The sequence below is a fragment of the Microcoleus sp. B9-D4 genome, assembly GCF_036705105.1.
In the GTDB taxonomy this organism is placed as follows: Bacteria; Cyanobacteriota; Cyanobacteriia; order Cyanobacteriales; family Microcoleaceae; genus Microcoleus.
Map to the genome: position 1 here is coordinate 1 of NZ_JAUBTS010000176.1, position 1,227 is coordinate 1,227.

Genomic DNA, 1,227 nt, shown 5'->3' on the forward strand with positions numbered 1-1,227 from the left:
TATTTCGGATTCTGTTTGCTTTATCGCTGGGAAACTGTGCCTCTATGCGTTGTTGCATACCGTGGAGCGCGATGTTCGTTAAAAGTGGTGAGATACTACCACCTTGCGGAACACCCAGAGAGTGTCTCTTGAAATCCCTTCCTTTCTGCCCATCTGCTGAAGTCGATTACTCCCGCTTTGAGCCACGCTTTGATTTGACGCTCGAAGATGGGAAAGGTATTAAGTTTTTCTAACAGTTTGGTATGGTTTATTTTGTCAAAACACCGACAGATGTCTGCATCCAAAACATACTTCGGTTTTTGGGCGATGTACGTTCGGATTGCTTCAACTGCGTCATGACAATATCTGCCAGGTCTAAAGCCGTATGATTCCGATTCAAAACGTGCTTCCCATTCTGGTTCTAACGCCAGTTTGATTAGCGTTTGTTTTGCTCTTTCCTCAATTGTTGGGATTCCGAGTCCTCGTTTTTCCGGCTTTCGGGGTTTAGGAATCCAAACCCTTCGAGTTGGTGCTGATTTCCCGTTTACTTTCAGGTTTTTTGCCAGTTCTAATCGTGCTGGAGGTTTTAAGGATTTTATCCCGTCAACTCCCGCCGTAACCCGACCTTTATTGTCCTGTGTAACCCGTCGCACGGCAATTAGTTTTGCAGACCAGGACTGAGCTAGACTCTTTTGGAGACGCCTAACTGTTTGAACATCTCCACGCTGTGAAGCGCGATAAATCCGATGAAAGGAGCTTGAAAACTGCAAACTCGGCTTTGGGCCAGTTCACATTTTTCCATTCCACTTGTGATGTAATCTCCGTTTTGGACATCTTTACTCGTACTTTGCGAACGTATCTTTCACACAGCAGTGAGTCTGTCAGCATATCCTCTCCATTACAGAGAGGCGTTGGCTTCTGACCCAATCCTTCCAAAGGTGGCTTACGCTAGCTACTACTCCAGAGTCTGACCGATTCTGGAGAGCCGTTCCCTTGGTTTAACTCGTTCCTAGTTTCCGTTGGTACTGGTTGTAGAACCTCTCAATCCGCCGGGTTTTGGTAAGTGCCGATAGTCAGAAGGACAAGCTGCTATCTACCGTTCCCGTGAGCTTATTTCGCTCCCTGCGTATTAGCCTTATTCCGCAAGTTGACAATGACGACGGTTTGTACAAGAGTTCGCTTTCGCTGTTCTGCCCCAGATGCTCCCGGTTTCACTACATTTCAGGCTGGTAGCTTATCCGGTTTTCA

At 46.9% G+C, this 1,227-nt stretch carries 1 protein-coding gene; it reads right to left on the reverse strand.

The genetic code is table 11. The features are described from left to right. Nucleotides 1–95: 95 nt before the first annotated feature. Nucleotides 96–749: a reverse transcriptase N-terminal domain-containing protein gene (locus QUB24_RS33420; protein WP_333157882.1), complete on the reverse strand. Its 654-nt coding sequence runs from the start codon at nucleotides 747–749 to the stop codon at nucleotides 96–98. Between the last annotated feature and the right edge of the window lie 478 nt (nucleotides 750–1,227).